The organism is Tistrella mobilis KA081020-065, from assembly GCF_000264455.2.
GTDB classification, from domain to species: Bacteria; Pseudomonadota; Alphaproteobacteria; order Tistrellales; family Tistrellaceae; genus Tistrella; species Tistrella mobilis.
In genome coordinates this window covers 1,475,564-1,493,100 of the sequence record NC_017956.1, presented here as the reverse complement: position 1 = coordinate 1,493,100, position 17,537 = coordinate 1,475,564, and the positions used below count along the sequence as shown (strand labels likewise).

Here is a 17,537-nt window from a genome sequence, read left to right as displayed (position 1 = left end):
GTCAGTCGAAGACCGGCCCCGCCTCCCGCGCCGCCACCGCATCGGCGATGCCGGTCAGCCCCGCAAAGGCCAGATCGTCCCCGGCCGGCGCCAGTTCCAGCGGCACATTCGCGAGATAGGCCGAAAACCTGCCCTTGGCCCTGAACCGCGCCGCCGCCCGCCGCCGGTCGAACAGCCCGCCCAGCCGATGCAGCAGATCGCCCGAAAGCACCACGCCGCCGCGCGCGCCGGTCGCGATCGCCAGATCGCCGGCCACCGCCCCCGCCCAGCCGGAGAACAGTTCGAACGCCTCCCGTGCCCCGGCATCGCCGGCAAGGGCCGCCTCTGTCACCGCCTCAGCTTCACCCTGGACAGGGGCCAGCCCGCGCACCGCGGCAACCGCCGCCGCCAGCCGCGGCAGGCCGTGGCCGGAAACGAGATCTTCGGCCGAGACGTGATCATTCACCCCGGCCGTGCCGGGCAGCGGCCGCGCCGCCTCGATCACCGCCCATTCGGCGGCAGTTTCCGCCGCCAGCGTCACATGCCCGCCTTCGGCCGGCACCACCTGCGGCAGCCCGCCACGCCCGGGCAGGATCAGCGCGGTGCCGAAGCCGGTGCCAAGCCCGATCAGCAGCCGGGGTGCCTCGTCATCGGGCGTGCCCGGCGCCACCATCTCGCGCGTGCCGCCCGCCCCCAGTGCCAGCCCCATCGCCTGGGCCGCCAGATCATTGACCATCGCAATGCCGCGCAGGCCCAGCGCCCGTGCAATGGCGGCGGAGGAGATCGCCAGCGCCGGATGATTGGTCAACCGCGCCTGCCCGGCCCCATGATCGATCGGGCCCGCCACGGCGATGGCCAGCGCCGCCGGCACCCGGCCGGCCGCCTTCAGCCAGACCCGGCGCAGCAGATCGGGCAGATCCTCGATCTCGTGGCTGGCGAAGCGGCCGAGCAGGACAGTCCGGCCGCGGCCGTCGCGCCGGGCGATGCGCAGATTGGTACCGCCCAGATCCGCGATCAGCAGATCGGGCTGCGGCCGCGGTGCCGCTGGCCGCTCCGTCTTCGAACCGCCCCGCTGCGGGCGCCCCGGCTGCGAGGGGCTGCCGTCGGGAAAGCGCATCGCATCAGATCCTTCTTGAAAGCGCCGCCACCCGGCCCTTCATACCCTGCCACCCCGGCACTGCCTAGCCCGGAAGGCCGTGGGCCGGGTGATTAACGTTTACGTAAACGTCATTGACCGCGCCGAGACCCCGCCCCTAACATAACCTTTGGTTGATAAAAAGACGCCGGACCCCCTGGTCACGGCTGAGGAGGGGAAATGCCGATCTTCACCTATAAGGGCGAGGACGCCCGCGCCGATATCGAGACCGCCTTCGGTCTTGCCCGCAATGCCCAGTTCGCCGCCTTCAATGCCCTCGCCGGCGTCATCGGCGTGGTGGCCGAAGCCGGCGGCGGTGATCCAGATCTGCCCGCCGGCTGGCGTGCGGTCACCGCCGCCGAACTCGGGCTTTCCGCCGATCGGGTCGATGCTTACGGCAATTTCATCGGTCAGACCTCCAGCAGCCCGCAGGCTTGCATCCTGGCCGAGACGGCGGCTGACGGCAGCATCACCCGGCTGGCGGTCGCCTTCGCCGGCACCAGCGATGCGGGGGATGTGGTCGACTATCTGGATCTGGTCGATGCCGCCTATGTCGATGAATTCGCCTATCTTCTGGAGGCCACGGCCGGTTTCGCAGCCGATATCGGCCTGACGGGCGCCGACGTGCTGGTTACCGGCTACAGCCTGGGTGGCGCGGCCGTGAACAATCTGGCCGAACGCCGCGGGGAACTGGCCGATGGCTTCTATGCCGATGCCGATTATTTCGGCTTCTCCTCGCCGACGATCTATGACGACCCGGATGTGGTGCTCAATTTCGGCGCCGAGAACGACGTGGTCTACCGCATCATCGGCACCTCCGACGGCTCGGTCGGCGAAGGCCTGCTCGAAGCGCTGATCAACGAGGATCAGAGCTTCGCAAGTTCGGCCGACAACATCGTGCTGTTCAACGATTTTTACGCCAACCCGCTGTCGCCCTACGGCCCCTTCGGCATCCTGAACATCGCGGGCGGCTGGAACGCCCATGTCACCGGCATCCTGTCGGAACCGGCGGTGAGCGTGATCGGCCGGTCGAGCTTCTATGATCAGATCACGACCGACAGCGTGGTGGTGATCTCGCAATTGAGCGACCTGCTCCGCGGCACCGTCTGGGTGGAGGATGCGCCGCGCGCCACCTCGGATCACCACGGCGCGCCCGCCTTCATCCTGGGCACCGATCAGGCCGATCGCCTGCGGGACGGCCGGGGTGGCGACTTCCTCGACGGCTTCGGCGGCGATGATCTGGTGGCACTGTCCACCGGCAACGACACGGTCGCGGGCGGGGCCGGGACCGACCGGGTGGAGATCGCGGGCGACGCATCGGACATCACCGCGCTGCGCCTCGGCGACGGCACCGTCTTCCTCTATGACGAAACCGGGACGCTCGGGCTCAAAGAGCTGCGCTCGGTCGAGCGGGTGGATTTCGACGGCTGGTTCCAGTCCTTCGACCTGGGCGCGGACGGGCTCGACAACCGGTCGTGGTTCGGGGCGGATATCGCCTGGGCCGGCCATAGCGAGGGCAGCGGCGCCGCCGACACCCTGGCAGGCACGGCCGGCACCGACCGGATCTTTGGCCTGGCCGGCGACGATGTCCTGGCGGGGCTCGGCGGCCGGGATCTGCTCCATGGCGGGGCCGGCGGCGACCGGCTCGACGGTGGCGCGGGCGATGACGCCCTGTTCGGTGCCGCGGGCGACGACCTGCTGATCGCAGGCACCGGCAATGACCGGCTGTCGGGCGGCACGGGCAGTGACCGTTTCGACTTTTCGGCCGGCATCGCGGGCGTGAACCGGATCACCGATTTCAACGCCCATGCCGACGATCACGATCTGATCGTGCTCGACGCCGATCTCTTCGCCTCGGCCGGGGCCGCCCGCGCGGCCTTCATGCGCCTCGGCGGTGATGCCGTCCTCGTCACTGCCGCCGGCAGCATCATCCTTGACGGCGTGCAGCCGGGCGGGCTGACCGCGGCGGACTTCCTGCTGGCATAAGGGGTTATCCCCGGCTGCGGAACAGCCGCAACAGGGCGAAGACCGCGGCCGGGGCGGCCGCGCCGGCATTGTAGAGCGCGAAGGCGAAGATCGAGAGCACCAGCCCCGCCAGCGCCAGTTTCTGCCCCAGCGGATGGGCGATGATCAGGGCTGCGATCGAAACCACAAGGGCGGCGCCGCCGATCACGCCCATGTTGAAGGCTTCCAGCAGCAGCTGCCGGGGGCCGCACCAGAGCGGGCGCGCCTCGGCGGCGCAGGCCCACGTCAATGCCTCGGGCTGGACCACTTCCACCCTCAACCACAGGGCCAGAAGGATGGTTGCGGCGATCCCAAGACCAGCGAGGGGCAGAAACAGGGCGGAGGGATGTTCGCGGGACATATCTTGACACATGGCTATGCACGTTCCGCTGTTGTGTGGCCCGGGGCGGAGCATATATAACTCGTAACCGACGCGGGGCTGCGTCGGAACTAAAAAAGAAACGAGGACAGGTCGGGCGTGGCGAAGCCCGGTTTCGTTTGAGGTAAAGCTGGAAGTGGAAGGAACGACACAAGCCGTCTGAAAAGACGCATGTCGTTCAGTCCGGTGATCGAAAGAGATCAGCGGGCGCAGCCTTCAAGTGCACTCAAAAGACAAATGGTTGGCTCGTGGCGCACTCCATTCCGGGGCGCGCCGTTTTTCCGTGGCATCACTTGGGACGCAAGATCGTGCCGAACGACATGCCTGCTGAACCGACCAAGAAGACGCGCGGCAAGACGCGCGGCTGGATCGGCGCCATTGCCGTCACGGCCGTCATCGCGCTTGGCAACGTGGCCTTCTGGGCCCTCCCCAATCAGCACGAGCGGGAATTGCCCGCTGTGACCGAGCCCCTGCTCGGCGCCGCCTATTCACCCTTTCGCCCGGAGAATGATCCGAAGGCCGGCGAGGAGCCGACCGTCGATCAGGTCCGGGAAGATCTGGCGCTGGTCGCCACCCGGTTCCGCGAGATCCGGACCTATTCGGCCCTCGGCATCCAGGGGGCCGTACCGGCCCTGGCGCGCGAGCGCGGCCTGAAGGTCACCATGGGCTCGTGGCTGGACAAGGACGAGGCCAAGAACGATCGCGAGATCGAGGCCCTGGTCCAGGGCGCCCGCCGGAACCCCAACGTCACCCGCGTGCTGGTGGGTAACGAGGCGATCCTGCGCGCCGACCAGACGCCCGAACAGATCATCGCCCGCATCCGCCAGGTGAAGAGTCAGGTCCGCCAGCCGGTGTCGACCGCGGAGCCCTGGCATGTGTGGCTTGAACATCCCGAACTCGGCCGTGCCGCCGATTTCCTCGCCGTCCATATCCTGCCCTATTGGGAAGGTCTGACGGTCGAGCAGTCGATCGACCACACGGTGGCCATGTACAACCGCCTGAAGCGGATGTATCCGGGCAAGCCGATCCTGGTTGCCGAGGCCGGCTGGCCGTCGGATGGCCGCGCTTTCAACAAGGCCGTGCCCTCGATTGCCGAAGAAGCCAAGTTCATCCGCCAGCTGGTCGCGCGCGCTAAGAAGGAAGGCATCAACTTCTACCTGATGGAAGCCTTCGACCAGCCGTGGAAGCGGTATGACGAGGGTGGCGTCGGTGCCTATTGGGGCTATTGGAATGCCGACCGTCAGCCGAAATTCGACCTGACCGGTCCGGTCGATCCGCTGCCGGCCTGGCCCGCCATCGCGCTGGCCGCGGCCCTTATCGCCCTGCCGCTGAACCTCACCTTCCTGGCGCGTCGTCGTGACATGTCGTGGACCGGCCGGCTCTCCTTCGTGGTGCTGGTGCAGGCTGCGGCGGCCCTGGTCGCCTGGGTCGGCTATCGCTTCGCCGTCCAGTACATGGACGTCTCGGGTGCAGTTGCGGGCGGCGTGCTCGCGGTGCTGATGGGCATGCTGGTCATCCTGCTGCTCTCCCAGACGCTGGAATTCGTCGAGGTTCTGTTCGCCCGCGGCCGTCGCCGGCCGAGCGAACCGGTGGAAGCCGCTCCCGAAGGCTACCGCCTGCCCAAGGTCTCGATCCACGTGCCGGCCTATAACGAGCCGCCCGAGATGATGCGCGAGACCCTGGTCGCACTCTCGCGGCTCGACTACCCGGACTTCGAGGTCCTGGTCATCGACAACAACACCAAGGACGAGGCCGTGTGGCGGCCGCTGGAGCGGATCTGCGCCGAACTCGGCCCCCGCTTCCGCTTCTTCCACGTCGCCCCGCTCGAAGGCTTCAAGGCCGGCGCTCTGAACTATGCGCTGCGCCACACGGCCGAGGATTCCGAGGTGATCGCGGTCATCGACGCGGACTACGTGGTCTCGCCCGACTGGCTGCGGAAGATGACGCCGCATTTCGCCGACGAAAAGGTGGGCTTCGTCCAGTCGCCGCAGGATCATCGCGACTGGCAGGAGCATCCCTTCAAGACCGCGACCAACTGGGAATATGCCGGCTTCTTCGACATCGGCATGGTTCAGCGCAACGATCACGATGCGATCGTCCAGCACGGCACCATGACCATGATCCGCCGCAAGGCGCTGGAGAGTGTCGGCGGCTGGTCGGAGTGGTGCATCTGCGAAGACACCGAGCTTGGCCTGCGCCTGATGGAGAACGGCTGGAGCTCGGTCTATTCGAACCACCGCTTCGGCTGGGGTGTCACGCCCGACAGCTTCATGGCCTACAAGAAGCAGCGCTTCCGCTGGGCCTATGGCGGCATGCAGATCATGCGCGGCCATCTGGGCTATATCCTGGGCCGCAAGCGCTCGGCGCTGAAGCCGATGCAGAAGTATCACTTCCTGGCCGGCTGGGCCGGCTGGGCGGCTGATGCCCTGGGTCTGATCATCGCCGTGCTGTCGGTTCTGTGGGGTGCGCTGGCCATCGCTTTCCCGGCGATCGTGGAACTGCCCTCCTCGCTGTTCGTGGTTCCGGCACTCGCCGGCTTCGCGATCCGCACCATGCACATCATCGGCCTCTATCAGGGCCGCGTGAACTGCACCATCGGCCAGCGGCTGGGCGCCTGCCTTGCCGGTCTCAGCCTCAGCTTCACCATCGGCACGGCCGTGCTCTACGGTCTGATCACCAAACACCTGCCCTTCTTCCGCACGCCCAAGGCGGAGAATCAGCCGGCGGTGATGCAGGCCTTCCAGATGGCCCGCGCCGAAACCATCCTGGCGGTGGCCCTGGTGGGCGTGGCGATCGGCATCTCGATCGTCTACGCACCCTTCGTCGAAAGCCGGTTCTGGGTGGCGCTGATGCTGCTGCAGGCCGCGAATTACGGCTCCAGTCTGGTGATGGCGCTGATTGCCGCCCTGCCCGCGCGCAAGACCCGTGCGGCCCGCAAGGCGGCCAAGGCCCAGCTCCTGGCGGCCAAGACCGGCCAGCATGCCTGACATCTGACCACCATCCCGGATCCCGTCCCCGCCGTCGCCGGCTCTCCCCGGCGGCCGGGGCCGGAGGCAGGAAACCCCCGGCAGAGCCCGTGCTGCCGGGGGTTTCGCATGTCTGATCGGATGTGACGGGCGGTCAGCGCAGCCGGAAGACGATCGGGATCACGAAGGTCTTGGTGCCGCCATCCAGCATCTCGGGCGGTGGTGCCGGCACGGGGGAGGCCGCCTCGATCATCCGCTCGGTCTCCCGGTCCAGCGATGAGATGCCAGAGCGCTGCACGATCCGCCACGACACCACCTGACCCGTGCCATCAATCGTGAATTCCAGCTGCACCGTGCCCTGCTGGTTGCGCAACTGGGCCGATCGCGGATAGCGCCGGTGCCGTTCCAGCCAGGCCATGATCCGGGCGTTGTAGAGGTCGACCTCTTTCGGATCGGCAATGCCACTGGACCCGCCCTGCCCGCCGCCAGGCAGACCCGCTGCCCCGGCGACACCGGCCGCACCTGCCAGGCGACCGGGTATGCCGGCCGCCTGCGTGCCCGCAGGGCCCGTCTTCGGTGCCTCGGCCTCGGCCCCTGCCGCCGGCTTCGGTGCCTCGGTCGGCTGGGGCGCCGGCCGTGGTGCCGGACGCGCGGGCTTCACCGGCGCCGGCGGCGGGGTCGGCTTGGCGCGCGGCATCACCGCCGCCATCTGCCGCACCTCTTGCGGGGTTGGCTTCGGTTCGGGTTCGGGCTCCGGCTCGGGTTCGGGCTCCGGCTCGGGTTCGGGCTCCGGCTCGGGCTCTGGTTCGGGTTCGGACTCCGGTTCCTGAACAGGCTCAGGCTCGGGCTCCGGAACCGGTTCCGGCTCGAGTGGCGGGGTGACCGGCATCTCTTCGACCGGCGGCATCTCTGGCTCCGGTTCGGGTTCCGGCGCCTGCACGACCTCAGGCTCGGACTCCGGTTCCTCCAGTGGCGGCTCTTCGACCACGGCTTCAGGCGCAGCAGCAGCAGCCGGCTCGTCCATGGGCGCGGCATCGGGGGCATCGGGTGTGGCCACGCCACCGCCCTCGCCGCCCTGGCCGCCATCGCCACCGGCACCGCCGAAGCCGATCACGATCGCGACCTCACCGGGGATGCCAACCGGCTCCACCGGCTGGTTCAGCAGCCAGATCGCGCCCGCGCCATGCAGGGCGAGCGCCGCCATCACCGCGGCGGTGACCGCCCGTCCGCCGGGCGCCTCTGCCGACTGCCGTTTGCGCTGCGTCATTTCGGCACCCGCTGCACCAGCAGCACCACGCCCGGGAATCCCGCCAGCCTTGCCGCTTCGGTTGCGGCGATCGCCGCCCCTGCCGGTGCCGCGGCATCGGTCTTCACCGCCAGCGGCTGCAAAGCCTGGCCACGATCGGCGGCAGCCTGCACCGCACGCGCCAGATGTTCGGCCAGCGCCTCGCGGTCGAAGGTCTCACCATCGAAGGCATAGCGGCCATCGGCGCCGACCAGCAGCACACGCCGCCCCTCGGCGGCTTCCTTGCGCGCCTCGGCCGCGATCCGCGCCGGCTCGACCCGGAAGGCATCACCCGCGGTGATGGTGCCGGCGACCATGAAGAAAACCAGCAGCAGAAACACGACGTTGATCAGCGGGATCAGCGCGTCGTCGCTGTTATAGGGAGCGCGTTGCCGGCGCAGTCTCATCGCGGCCGCACCTCCACCGAGGCCGCACCCGACTGTCCGGCCGCTTCAAGCGCCGAGACGACCGCCTGCATGGGGGCAGCCTCCACCGGCCGCACATGCACCCGAAGGGTGGGATCGGCCGCGGCACGGGCGGTCAGGCGCTGGGCAAGGCTTTCAGGGGTGACCGCCTCGTCGTCGATCGACAAGGCGCCATCGGCGGCCACGGCGACCACCACAAGATTGCGGACGGTCGACGAAGGCGGCGGCGGGGTCGCCTGAGGCCGGGCCTCGGGCATCACCACCTCCAGCACCCGCCAGTCGGCCAGCGACGAAGCGAGCATGAAGAACAGCAGCAGAATGAAGACCACGTCGATCAGCGGCGTCAGGCCGATGGCCAGGCCATGACGACGGCGGCTGCGGGTCAGGCGCATGAGATGTGCTTCCCGTGCCGGCCGATCAGGCGGAAGGGCCGGCCGCGCGGGCGGTCCGGAGATCGGGGGCCATGCCGCCGCCATGGATGGCAGCAGGCCGCCGGACGTCGCCCGCCTGGCGGATCATGTCGCGCGAGACGAACAGCCGCGTGGCGGAATCCTCGATCACATGGGCCGCACGCTCCACCCGCCGGTCCAGCCAGGCATGGGCGACGACACAGGGGATGGCGACGATCAGGCCGACCGCCGTGGTCAGCAGCGCCTCCCAGATGCCACCCGACAGCTGCGAGGGGTCGACCGCCGAACCGGCGGTCTCCAGCGTCTGGAACACGGTGATCATGCCAAGCACGGTGCCGAGCAGGCCCAGCAGCGGCGCGATGCCGCCCATCAGTTCAAGTGCGCGCAGATGGCTGCGCAGGCTTTCCACCCGCTCCAGGCCGATCCGCTCGGCCTCTTCACGCAGGGCCGGCTCGGGCACGCCATGCAGGCGGCCGTCGAGCACAGTGCGGATCACGTCGGTGCCGGGATGGGTCACCCCGTCCAGCGCCGCGCGCCCGGCCTCGGGCCCCTCGCGCACCGCGCGGTCGACCGCCCGGGCCAGCTTGCGGCCATTGCCGAGGCCGGCGCTCAAAAAATGCCAGATCTTGAGCAGGATGATCGCGGTCGCGATCACCGACAGCACCCCCAGCACGCCCACGATCGGGCCGCCGGCGATCAGCAGATCCAGCGTCGACGACCCGGTGCCGCCATCGGCTTCGGTGGTGGCGACGGTATCGCCGGGCTGGGTCATGCCCGGCAGCGCGGTGATCGCGTCGGCGGCGACCGTGCCGTCAATCGCACCCGACGCCGCACCATCCGCCGTGGTTGTACCATTGGTCCCGGCGGCATCAGCGGCCGGCATTGCAGCACCGGCAGGCGCGCCAGGGCCCGGTGCAGCCGGAGTCTGAGAGGTGGGGGCCTGAGGGGTGGAAGTCTGAGGGGTGGAAGCCTGAGACGCGGGAGCCTGAGACGCGGGAGCCTGGGCTGCCTGTGTCTGAGTGACCTGCACCGGGACCACCTGAACCGGCGCGACCGGTGGCGGCGCAGCCGGGGCTCCCGTGCCGGCATCGGTGGCCGGCGCAGAAACCGGGGCCGCCGCCGGTGCGGCATCAGGCACCGCATCGGTCGTCGCGGATCCAGGAGCAGCGCTGTGCATCGCCCCCGGCGCACCGCTTCCGGGTTCGGATCCGGCCACGGGCGCAGGCGCGGCCGTCATGGCCGCCGGCGCAGTGCCGGGTGCAGCGGTATCAGGGGTGATGGGTTCGCCGGTCATCGCACGGAGATCCTCCGGTCGTCAGGACATCGCGTGCGACGCTACACCGAGATTTAAGCGATTGCAAATCATTCGCGGAATGATCCTGCCGCAGCGCACAACCGGTCTGCCCTGCCGGCCTCAACTCCGGGCCGGGCGCCGCAATTCCGGCCCGATGGCACCCATCACCTCGCGCGCGTCATAGGCATTGGGATCGGCGGGCCGGGGGCCCGAGAAGACCAGGATCTCAAGCCAGGCGGTATAGCGGGTATCGGGCTCGGCCGTGCCGGTCGACAGGCCCACGCCGTAGCCGCTGCCACGCCCGCCCCAGCCATACCCATAGCCCCAGACCGGGGGCGCGTCATAGGTATAGCGATTGCGCGGTTCCACATCGCGGTTCACGACCAGGAAATAGTCGTTGCCGGTGGTGGTCGTGATCTCGGCGGCGCGATAAAGCAGATAGTCCTCGACCACCGAACGCGGCGTGGCCGAATTGCCGGCAAAGCTGACCCGGAAGCGGTTGGCTTCCAGCCGCTGATTGGCATAGCCCTGCCCGTGAAGCAGCGGCTGGTAGGGCGTGGGCCCGGCGCAGGCGGCCAGCGCCAGACTAAGGCCGGCGATCACGATAAGCGGCCGGACAAGGTGCCGGCGGCGGGTCTGCGGCATCATGGGATCGGTCATCCGCTGTACCTGTCGCCCCGGCATAACGGGCCGGGGCCGGACCGGGCGGGGTCGCGCCGGGTGCGGGCCGCACCCCCTCCGCCATCGCTGCATATATGGCACCCCGCCTGCCGGCTCACCAGTGGCAGAGATATGTCATGGTGCCGCAGCCGGCCCTTCAAACGACGAAACCGCCCGTGCAAGAGACACGGGCGGTTCCGAAGCAGGTCTGGCCGGCCGGGACCGGACAAGCCGTCGCGACAGAGGGCGCGGATCAGAAGTTGACGCGCAGACCGACCATCACGTTGTGCGAGCCATAGCTGTCGCTGCTGGTGCGCGCGCCGTCGGCGGCGGTCGTGGTCAGCTCCACGCCCTGGGTGCCGAAGTAGCGGTATTCGCCGATCAGCGACATCGACGGGCTGAGGGCATAGGACGCACCCAGCATCGCCTGATAGGCGAAGACGGTGTCGTCATCGTCCAGCAGGGTGGGCGAGCCGTCGGCCGAATAGCCATCTGCCTCGACATAGGCCGCACCGACGCCCAGACCCAGATACGGGGTCAGGCGCGAAGCCGGCAGGTAGAAGTCGTGATAGACGTTCAGCATGCCCGACCAGACTTTGGACTTGCCGTTGCTCTCCGGCTGGTCCACGCCACCGACGGTGTGGTTGTCGATGTTGTTCTGGCGATAGCCGATTTCGAGTTCGGTGCGGAAGCCGCCCCACTGGGCGACGCGACCGAAATCGTAACCGACGGCGCCAAGCACGCCGAAGCCGGTCTTGTACTCCTGCTCGATCTTGCCACCGGCAAGGCCCGAGGTGAAGCTCGTGTCGGTTTCCATATTGGCGCCGCCGAGCAGCGAGCCGTACCAGCCCGGCTCCCCACCGCGCCGGAGCGCGATCTCACTGGCGACATCCTGCGCATATGCGAAGGCAGGGAGGGCGCAGAATGCGACGGCCATCGCGGCCACCGTCAGCTTGCGGGTCATCGCTCGTCGATCTCCTGTAGACGGATCTTCGTCTTGGTGGAACCGATGCAGTCCGGTTTCCGCCGGCCATTCACCGCCGTCGGCCACGTTCCACCCCCAACCGCGCCACCCGCAAAAGTGGCACCACCGGTTCAGGGGGGTCTGCAACCGTCATAGCGGCCGAAACGTCATACGGCAAGTGTCCACCGTATGGATCAGTCCGCGTCAGCGCAGTTGATTCAGCCAGCACCGCCGTTGGGACAGATGCCGGACATGCATCTTCCGTCCCCTTTACTATGGGGGTTGACGGGGCGCCTGTCATCAGCTCGGACGCCAGCTTCCGACAGAACTGCCACAGTTGTGCACTTCATGCAACATATCATGTGGTAACTTTATTGTAGAAATCGACCACCTTGCGCTGAAAAGCTGCACAACCATGTCTTCCGGATGACGAAAAGGTTTAACATGGTCCGGTCGCCCCCATCCGACATCTACCCTTCCGCTCTCCCCCTGGCCTTCCGCTCTTCCCCTGGCATTCTGACCTTGCCGTCGGACTCTCCCGCGTCCTGCGAGGCATCATGGATCTGCTGCACTGGGTTCGAGATCTTCTGACCAGCGATACCGCCGCGCCGGCCCGATCGAGCGCGGCCGTCGCAGAAGCCGACGACGACCGGCAGAACCTCAAACGGCTGGAACAGGTCCGCCGTCAGGTGGAAGCAGAGGTCAGCCGCCTGCTCAAGGCCCGCCCGGCGGCGATGGCCGGCCGGGTGGTCCGGCTGTCGCTGGAGCCGATCGCCGACCGGCTGGGCGACCGGTGGCCGGCGGCGGCCGCCAGGGTGCGCACCGCGGCATCTGCGATCCTGGGCAGGCGGCTGGGCCAGACGGCGGTGATCCTGCCCCATGGCCCGCTGGCACTGATCGCCGTGGCGCCCGACCGGACGCCCGACATGGTGCTGGCCGCCGCCGCCGGAGCCGCCGCCGAGATCACCCGGTTTGCCTTCGGCGGAGACGATGCAGGCCCCTGGCCCGCCATATCGGTCGCAGACGGGCTGAAGGGGGAGGAGCCAAAATTTACCGGCGTGCAGATTGACGATCTCGTGGCCTCACTGTCCGCGCCCGATCGGGCACGGTCTCCGGCAGATCCGCCGTCGAGCCGGATTCCGGTCCCGCCATCATCGCCGCCACTGGCACCGATCCATGCTCCCCTGCCAGACCTGCGCGCCATAGCTGCCGAAACGGCACGAGCGGCGCTCGGGCCGCTCTGGCAGCCCATGCGTGAGCTCGATCAGCCAACGCCCCCACCCACCGAGATGCCCGCAGAGGATGGACCAAAGCTTGACGAGAGCGTGCAGGCCCAGCTGGATTGCGATTATCGGCCCGTGGTCTCTCTGGTTCACGGCCGGGTCGCGGCCGGGATGCTCCGCCCAAAGCTGAAGCGCAGCAATGCCGTCCTGCGGGGATATGCCGTTCTGGGACCGCAGGCCGATGCTGTGGATATCGCCCAGCTCGATCTCTATTGCCTGCAGCGGGCGACCGCCGACCTCACGGAGGCGCAGCGCCAGGGGCGGGGAACGTTCGTGACCCTGTCGGTGCATTTCGAGACCCTGGCCCCCACGGCGCGACGGATGGTCTATGCGGGCAGGCTGGCCGCCGCCGCCGATCAGAGCGGCGCGCGGATCGCGCCCGAGATCGTCGGCTGTCCGCCGGATGTGGCACCGTCGATGCTGGAAGCGATGGTCGCGCCGATCCGCCCGCATTGCCGCATGGTGCTGATGCGCATCAAACTGGATCACCGGCGCTTCGAGGCGGCGACCGCCGCCGGCATCCGCCGCACCGGCATCCATCTTGGCCGCCACGCCGATGCGGCCGCCCGGCAGGCTGCCAGTCTGGTGACCGGCAGCCTCACACCGGAGGTGCGCATGTCCCCGCAGGCGCTGAAAGCCCTGGGGCTGAGCGTGCAGCGCGCGGGTCTGCGCCTCTACACGCTCGGCGTCGACGACGACGAGCGGCTCGACATGGCGGCCGCGGCCGGCGCCGATCTGGTCGCAGGCGAGGCGATCGGCGCCGTCACCGCCACCCCGCCTCTGGTCGGCGTGCTCAAGGCGCCGGGCTGACCCGGCGCCGGGACCGGCCCGCTCAGGGTTTCGGCTGACCGCGCTCTGCCGCCAGCAGATCGCGGATCTCCTGCAGGACCACCAGTTCCGGCGCCGGGGCCGCCGGGGCGGTGGGGGCCGCTTCCTCCTTCCGCTTCAGACGGTTCATCTGCCGGACCAGCAGGAACAGGACCCAGGCGACGATCAGGAAGCTGATCACCCGGTTCAGGAAGACGCCGACATTGATCGTAGCGGCGCCCGCCTCCTTGGCGGCTGCCAGGCTTGGATAGTCGCCGCCGGACAGATTGATGAAGATGTCGGTGAAATCGATACCGCCGGTGACATAGCCGATCGGCGGCATGATCACGTCATTGACCAGCGAGGTGACGATGGCGCCGAAGGCGGCACCGATGATGACGCCCACCGCCAGGTCGAAGGCATTGCCTTTGACCGCGAAGATGCGGAATTCGTCGATCAGCTTCATAGGCAGGACCCCTTTTCTATTGCAGGCCGCGGATGGAAAGAAACGCCACCACCCTGACATCCCGAACCCCGATTAGGCCGCGACGACGTGACAACGGCAAGTCCCGGAGGCAGCGCCCGCTCCGCGACGTCACGTCCACTGGTCCGGGAAACCCGGCTCCCCATATGATGCCGCAGAGGCCTTTCGTATTGCGATGCGGCAGATCATGCTATCGTTAATCATGGGTCGGGGTGAAGGATCCGTGCGGGGGCACCGATGACAGTGATCGGACAGGGCAACAAGGCCGGAAACGGTGGCCAGGCCGAGCCGATCGATTTCGGCAGCGCGGCTTTCCGCACCGATCCCTGGCCGGCCTATGCCAGCGCCCGCCGCGATCGGCCGGTCTGGTGGTCGGACCGGCTGGGCCAGCTTTGCGTCGTGCGCCATGCCGATGTCATGCGGGTGCTGACCGACCCGGTCTTCACCGTCGAATACCCGTTCAAACGTACCCGCCAGGCCTTCGGGGAAACCCTGCTCGACATCGATGGCGCCCGCCATCTTGCCCAGCGCCGCGCCGCCCAGCATCTGCTGGGCTTCGAGGGCGTGGCCGCGGCGGTGGCCGGGCTTGCCCCGGGCATCATCGGCGCCACGATATCGGGCCTGCCGGCGGGCCGGCCGGTCGATGCGGTCGCAGCTCTGGCCGAGCCGATTGCCCGCGGCGTGATCCGCGGCCTGTTCGGCATCGATGCCGAAACCGGCGACCGTCTTGCCCGGCATCTGTCGCGGGTCAGCCGCTATATCGAAACCGCCGATGTCGATCTGGGCGATGTGGTCGAAGACCGCCGGGCTCTCGAAGCCGAAATCGGCCGGCTGATCGACGAGGGGCTGTCACCGCGCCCCGCCGCGCTGGCCCTCAGGGTGCAGCGCATGGCCTCGGAACTGGAACGCACCCAGCTGATGCGGCTGATGCTGCTGATGATGGCGGCCGGTGTCGAAACCCCGCTTTCAGCCATCGCCAATGCGCTGGCGGTGCTGCTGGATCATCGCCATCTGATCGACCGCCTGGCGGTGGAGCCCAGTCTGGCCGACAGTTTCGCGCTGGAGGTGATGCGCTTCCAGCCGCCCCAGCACGACACCACCCGCTTCGTGCGCGGCCACACCATGCTGGGCGGCATCGAGGTCCGGCGCGGCACCTCGGTCCGGGTTTTCCTGGCCAGTGCCAATCGCGATGAAAGTGTCTTCCGGGCGGCCGATCGTTTCGACCCGGAGCGTTTCCTGCCCGGGCGGCCGCCGGTGCCGGTACTCTCCTTCGGGGCCGGGCGCCATGCCTGTCCGGGCCGGCCGCTCGCCTCGGCGATCATCGCCGAAGCCCTGCGCCGCCTGGCCGGCGGGTTTCAGGACATCCGACCCGCCGAGGACTGCGACCCCACCATCACCGGCGAAGGTTTCCGCCGGCCGCAGCGCCTGACCCTGGTGCTGGACCCGCGCCGGCGCCCGGCCACCGCCAGCCTGCCCGGTGCCGCCGTCGCCTGACGGGCGGCCCGGCTCAAAGCCAGCTGAAGCCGATCCGCGGCCTGCCGGTGGTGCCGTCCAGCACCACATGGGCGGTCACGTCATAGACGGCATCCAGCGCCGCCGCCGTCAGCACCCGGGCGGGGGCGCCGCGGTCCAGAATCCGCCCGGCCCGCATCAGCACCACCTCGTCGGCGACCGCCGCCGCCAGATCCGGATCGTGCAGAACCGCCGCCACCGCCAGCCCGCCATCGGCCGCCTGACGCATCACCCGCGCCAGATCGCGCTGGCGGGCGATGTCGAGCGCGGCATTGGGCTCGTCCAGCAGCAGGGCGCGGGTACCCGGCTCGGCCCGGCAGCCCGCCGCCTGGGCCAGCGTTCGGGCCAGCTGCACCCGGCGGCGTTCGCCGCCCGACAGCCGGGTGACGATACGATCGGCCAGCGGCCCGATGCCGGTATCCGCCATCGCCTGACGGATCGCCACCGCATCCTCGTCCGGCGTCGCGATACCGCGGAAGGGCGCCCGCCCCAGCGCCACCACCTCGGCCGCGGTGAAGGCGAAGCCCAGCATATCGGCCTGCCCCATCACCGCCCGCCTCAGGGCAAGCTTCCCGGCCGGGATCCGCTCCAGCGACACCCCGTCCAGCGCCACCCGCCCGCCATCGGGTCGGATTGCACCGGTGGCAAGGCCGAGCAGCGTGGATTTGCCCGCGCCATTGCAACCCAGGATCGCGACCAGGCGCCCCGGCTGAATGTCCAGATCGGCTTCATCGACCAGGGTCCGGCCGCCACGGCGGCAGGTGACGCGGGTCAGGCTCAGCATCGGGGCCCTCCGGTGGATCAGATGCCGCCACCGCGAATGCGGGCGCGCAGCAGATGAATGAAATACGGCCCGCCGATCAGGGCGGTGACGATGCCGATCGGCAGTTCGGCGGGTGCCGCCACCAGCCGCGCCGGCAGATCGGCGCCGACCAGCAGCACGGCACCGGCCAGCACCGACAGCGGCAGCACGCCGCGATGGGCAGGGCCCACGGCCAGCCGCACCAGATGCGGCACCACCAGCCCCACGAAGCTGATCGTGCCCGACACGGCAACCGCGGCACCAACCCCCAGTGCGGCACCGATCACCGCCCGGCGCCGCAGCCTTGTGCCGTCGATACCCAGATGATAGGCGTCCTGGTCGCCCAGCGCATGGGCGTCCAGCGGCCGGGCCAGCGGCAGCAGCAGCCAGGCCGCAATGGCGATGGCGATGGCCGGCGCCCAGATCAGCCCCCAGCGCGCCCCGCCCAGGCCGCCCATGGCCCAGAAGGTCAGTTCCCGCAGCTGCTGGTCGTCGCCGATATACGAAAACAGTCCGACGCCGGCCGCCGCGATCGCGCTGATCGCCACACCAGCCAGCAGCAGCAGCGACATGTCCTGCCCTGCCGCTGCCCCGTCCACCGCAGCCCCGCCGGCCAGCCGCCAGACCAGCATGGTGGCGGCAATCGCCCCACAGAAGGCGGCGACCGGCACGATCGCCGCCGCCGCCCAGCCGGGCAGCGCCGGTACCAGCGCATGGCCGAGCACGATGGCGGCCACTGCGAAGAGTGCGGCACCCGACGACACGCCGATCAGCCCCGGATCGGCCAGCGGGTTGCGGAACAGCCCCTGGAGCACGGCGCCGGACAGGCCGAGCACGCCGCCCACCATCAGCCCCAGGATCAGGCGTGGCAGGCGGATATCCATCAGCACCGCCGCCTTGACCTGATCGGCCCGGGCGATATCGACCGCGGCCGGATCGATCCAGCCAAAGCGGACCATCAGCGCCTGCGCCACCGCCGGATAATCGGCCGGCGCGATGGCGAGCGGCCCGGTCGCGAGTGCCGCGACCGCCACCGCCAGAAGCGCGATCACCAGTGCCGTGCCCATGCGCCGCCGGGCACGCGCCCGGGCGTCGACGATACCGGCCATGCCCGGGGACGAAGAGGCCTCGTCGGTCACGACCGCCAC

General features: G+C 69.2%; 15 protein-coding genes. 4 read left to right on the top strand and 11 right to left on the bottom strand.

Annotation, left to right across the window (positions count from 1 at the left end; translation table 11 throughout):
* Position 1: 1 nt before the first annotated feature.
* Positions 2-1,096, bottom strand: coding sequence for a glucokinase (locus tag TMO_RS06785; protein ID WP_014744866.1), 1,095 nt, complete (start codon positions 1,094-1,096; stop codon positions 2-4).
* 198 nt (positions 1,097-1,294) lie between these two features.
* Between TMO_RS06785 and TMO_RS06780 the strand changes: the two genes are divergently transcribed.
* Positions 1,295-3,100, top strand: a complete 1,806-nt coding sequence (locus TMO_RS06780; RefSeq protein ID WP_014744865.1) for a calcium-binding protein — start codon at positions 1,295-1,297, stop codon at positions 3,098-3,100.
* Positions 3,101-3,104: 4 nt separating this feature from the next.
* Here TMO_RS06780 and TMO_RS29185 read toward each other — a convergent pair whose 3' ends face one another.
* Entirely contained in the window at positions 3,105-3,479 is a 375-nt protein-coding gene (locus TMO_RS29185; RefSeq protein ID WP_051045319.1) for a hypothetical protein, read from the bottom strand.
* A gap of 338 nt (positions 3,480-3,817) precedes the next feature.
* On the opposite strand from TMO_RS29185, the gene TMO_RS06765 reads away from it, so the two are divergent.
* On the top strand, positions 3,818-6,484 hold the full coding sequence (locus TMO_RS06765; protein WP_145978083.1) for a glycosyltransferase: 2,667 nt from the start codon (positions 3,818-3,820) through the stop codon (positions 6,482-6,484).
* Positions 6,485-6,617: 133 nt separating this feature from the next.
* On the opposite strand, the gene TMO_RS31620 is transcribed toward TMO_RS06765, so the two are convergent.
* From TMO_RS31620 to TMO_RS29180, 6 genes are all read right to left on the bottom strand, one after another.
* On the bottom strand, positions 6,618-7,730 hold the full coding sequence (locus TMO_RS31620; RefSeq protein WP_014744862.1) for an energy transducer TonB: 1,113 nt from the start codon (positions 7,728-7,730) through the stop codon (positions 6,618-6,620).
* Positions 7,727-8,155, bottom strand: a complete 429-nt coding sequence (locus TMO_RS06755; protein ID WP_014744861.1) for an ExbD/TolR family protein — start codon at positions 8,153-8,155, stop codon at positions 7,727-7,729. Before TMO_RS06755 ends, TMO_RS31620 begins: the two co-directional genes overlap by 4 nt.
* A complete protein-coding gene (locus tag TMO_RS06750) occupies positions 8,152-8,565 on the bottom strand; it encodes an ExbD/TolR family protein (protein ID WP_014744860.1) in 414 nt (137 codons plus the stop codon). The genes TMO_RS06755 and TMO_RS06750 overlap by 4 nt, the downstream gene beginning before the upstream one ends.
* Positions 8,566-8,590: 25 nt before the next feature.
* Positions 8,591-9,466, bottom strand: coding sequence for a MotA/TolQ/ExbB proton channel family protein (locus TMO_RS30300; protein ID WP_014744859.1), 876 nt, complete (start codon positions 9,464-9,466; stop codon positions 8,591-8,593).
* A 531-nt stretch (positions 9,467-9,997) separates the two neighbouring features.
* Positions 9,998-10,525, bottom strand: a complete 528-nt coding sequence (locus tag TMO_RS06740) for a CC0125/CC1285 family lipoprotein (protein ID WP_014744858.1) — start codon at positions 10,523-10,525, stop codon at positions 9,998-10,000.
* 265 nt (positions 10,526-10,790) lie between these two features.
* Entirely contained in the window at positions 10,791-11,501 is a 711-nt protein-coding gene (locus tag TMO_RS29180) for an outer membrane protein (protein WP_014744857.1), read from the bottom strand.
* 557 nt (positions 11,502-12,058) lie between these two features.
* On the opposite strand from TMO_RS29180, the gene TMO_RS06730 reads away from it, so the two are divergent.
* A complete protein-coding gene (locus TMO_RS06730) occupies positions 12,059-13,594 on the top strand; it encodes a hypothetical protein (RefSeq protein ID WP_014744856.1) in 1,536 nt (511 codons plus the stop codon).
* 22 nt (positions 13,595-13,616) lie between these two features.
* Here the strand turns inward: TMO_RS06730 and mscL are convergent, their stop codons facing one another.
* Positions 13,617-14,057 carry a large conductance mechanosensitive channel protein MscL gene (gene mscL, locus TMO_RS06725; RefSeq protein WP_014744855.1) on the bottom strand — a complete coding sequence of 147 codons (441 nt, stop codon included), beginning with the start codon at positions 14,055-14,057 and terminating at the stop codon, positions 13,617-13,619.
* Between the two features lie 255 nt (positions 14,058-14,312).
* Between mscL and TMO_RS06720 the strand changes: the two genes are divergently transcribed.
* The gene (locus TMO_RS06720) at positions 14,313-15,569 is read left to right on the top strand and encodes a cytochrome P450 (RefSeq protein WP_014744854.1); all 1,257 of its coding nucleotides are present in this window, start codon (positions 14,313-14,315) and stop codon (positions 15,567-15,569) included.
* 13 nt (positions 15,570-15,582) lie between these two features.
* Here TMO_RS06720 and TMO_RS06715 read toward each other — a convergent pair whose 3' ends face one another.
* Positions 15,583-16,371 (bottom strand): ATP-binding cassette domain-containing protein, encoded by a 789-nt coding sequence (locus TMO_RS06715; RefSeq protein WP_014744853.1) that lies wholly within the window; start codon positions 16,369-16,371, stop codon positions 15,583-15,585.
* 17 nt (positions 16,372-16,388) lie between these two features.
* A complete protein-coding gene (locus tag TMO_RS06710) occupies positions 16,389-17,537 on the bottom strand; it encodes a FecCD family ABC transporter permease (RefSeq protein ID WP_014744852.1) in 1,149 nt (382 codons plus the stop codon).